The organism is Candidatus Obscuribacterales bacterium (genome assembly GCA_036703605.1).
Taxonomy (GTDB): Bacteria; Cyanobacteriota; Cyanobacteriia; order RECH01; family RECH01; genus RECH01.
The window spans coordinates 1-2,115 of the sequence record DATNRH010000048.1 but is presented as its reverse complement, the minus strand read 5'-3'; the positions used below and the strand labels follow the sequence as shown (position 1 = coordinate 2,115).

Genomic DNA, 2,115 nt, shown 5'->3' with positions numbered 1-2,115 from the left:
GAACGAGGGGCGAACTGGACCCCAAAAGGTACCAATAGCCCAATTAAAAAAGGACAGCTGGCCGCTTGACGCAATGTGTCATTTGGGCCAAATTTACCCATGCCGTCGGCTTTACAGGCTAGCGGTGACAAAGTGGCGGCGCCCCCAACGGCCACACGAAATCGTCTAACGAAACTCCCTAGTATTAACTTTCGAGTAACTACCAAGTAAATCCAACACCGCCTGCAAAAACCCAAGCACAGGTCCCCCCAACCAGAAACCATCATGAAAGCGACCTCCCTCTTATGTTCTGCGATCGCCATCGGCGCATTGACCACAGCAAATGCGGAATCCACCACCCCGGTTGGTTATGTCTCCCAAGACCTTGGTCAGGGTTTCAACCTGGTAGGACTTACGTTGCATCCAACGCCAGCAGCTCAGGGAGTTTTAGAGAATGTCGCCGCAGGGGCCACCGGTTCGGATTTGACCGATAATGAGCTTTCCATAACACCGGAAGCTGGCAGGACATACATTCTGGAAATTACCGACGCTTCTGACCCCGCGCTCATCGGCACCATCCAAGTCATTGCCGACACTGACATAAGCGGCACTGTTATCACTACACCTGATGAGCTCCATACCCTTGGATTGGCTAGCGGTGACAGCTACAAGCTTCGTCTCGCTCCGACGCTTGAGGAGATATTTACCACCAACTCCCTTGGCTCGGGTGGCGTGCTGCAAGCTGGTCTCGCCTCAACCGTTGCGGATCTTGTTTGGGTTCCCACTGCCCCCGGTGTTTACAACAAGTATTACCTTAACGTCTCTTTCAGCGAATTTCGTGATGCTAGCACCAACACAGCTTCTCCAAATGTGCCCATCGTTTACGCTGATGGGATCTTTATTCAGAAAAGACAATCTACTGCGGCAACGCTGACGCTGACTGGTGAAGTGAAAACCGTGGGAACCATTACTGTTCTCGGCCAAGGTTTTAACGTGGTCAGCAGAGTGGCTCCTGCCGGATTGAACCTCTTTAATGCAGGGCTGGAAGATGACGTCCAAGCAGGGCTTGCGCCGACCGTTGCTGATTTGGTTTGGGTCCAACAAGGTGATTTAACATACAAAAAATATTTCAAGTCCGCTGTGTCAGGCAACTGGAGGGATGCGGACAATTCCACAGTAGATCTCAGCCAGGCTGAGGCTGAGGCTGTCGAATTAACCTCTGCCATTCTGATCCAAAAGAGGGGTGCGGATGACAGCGAGCTCGACCTCAAAGTGCCCGACAGCTACACAGGGCTGTAATCCATTTCCTTGTTCTCTCTCCGATTTCCCTTATGAAGCCTATTCTGCTCACCATCTCCGCGTCGGTATTGATGTCGATTACCGCGTCAGCGGCCAACTATCTAGTCGCTAACCCTGTTACAGGTTTAGGTTCTAGCGACGCGCTTTATCAAAATGTGGACAATTCACTGATGGATGGAAGTGCCGGCGGAGCCACCCCAGGTTTAGGGATTGTTACCATCGGTTATTTCTCAGACGGATATGTGATCGATACCGACATCGCTAACATTTACTCCACGATTGATGACTTTAACGTCCAAGCCTCATTCATAGCTGGTACAGGTAGTTACCTTCTGGGTTCGGAGCGCCCTGGCTACGTTCAAGGGCCTCTAGTGGATGGTCCCGAGATTAGAGCAGACAATGCGCTCAGTGGACTAATTGGTGAACAGATGTATGTCTTCGTTGGCAATGGCAGCACGTTGGCTAGCTCTACAGCATTTGCTCTCAAGGCGATTGGAACGATCGCCGACGATACTGCTGGCGAAAACCAATACAACGCGAACCCCCTAGGTGGTGCTGCTCCTATTTTTGGATCTGTTGGAAGTTATACTGGCAACGCATCGGGCTTAGCCCCCGATGACAATGAAGTTTATTCCACTCTCAAACTTGAAGCCGTTCCCGAACCCTCGGTCGCTCTCCTCGGTGGCCTTGGTGCGCTGCTTCTGCTGCGCCGCCGTCGCAACGACTGAGCGAGCGCCCATTCATCTTTTCGAGGCGGGCTCTGGCCCGCCTCTTTTTTTGGCCGCGATGCGCTTAATCTCAGCCCTCAGCTCAGGGGCGGCCAAAAGCGGAAATAAA

The 2,115-nt window shown here is 52.3% G+C and carries 2 protein-coding genes; both read left to right on the top strand.

Translation table 11 applies throughout. The features are described 5' to 3' along the window. The first annotated feature begins 264 nt into the window (after positions 1–264). Positions 265–1,278, top strand: coding sequence for a hypothetical protein (locus tag V6D20_01175; GenBank protein ID HEY9814409.1), 1,014 nt, complete (start codon positions 265–267; stop codon positions 1,276–1,278). A gap of 32 nt (positions 1,279–1,310) precedes the next feature. Next, positions 1,311–2,006, top strand: a complete 696-nt coding sequence (locus V6D20_01170; GenBank protein HEY9814408.1) for a hypothetical protein — start codon at positions 1,311–1,313, stop codon at positions 2,004–2,006. The last annotated feature ends 109 nt before the right edge of the window (positions 2,007–2,115 follow it).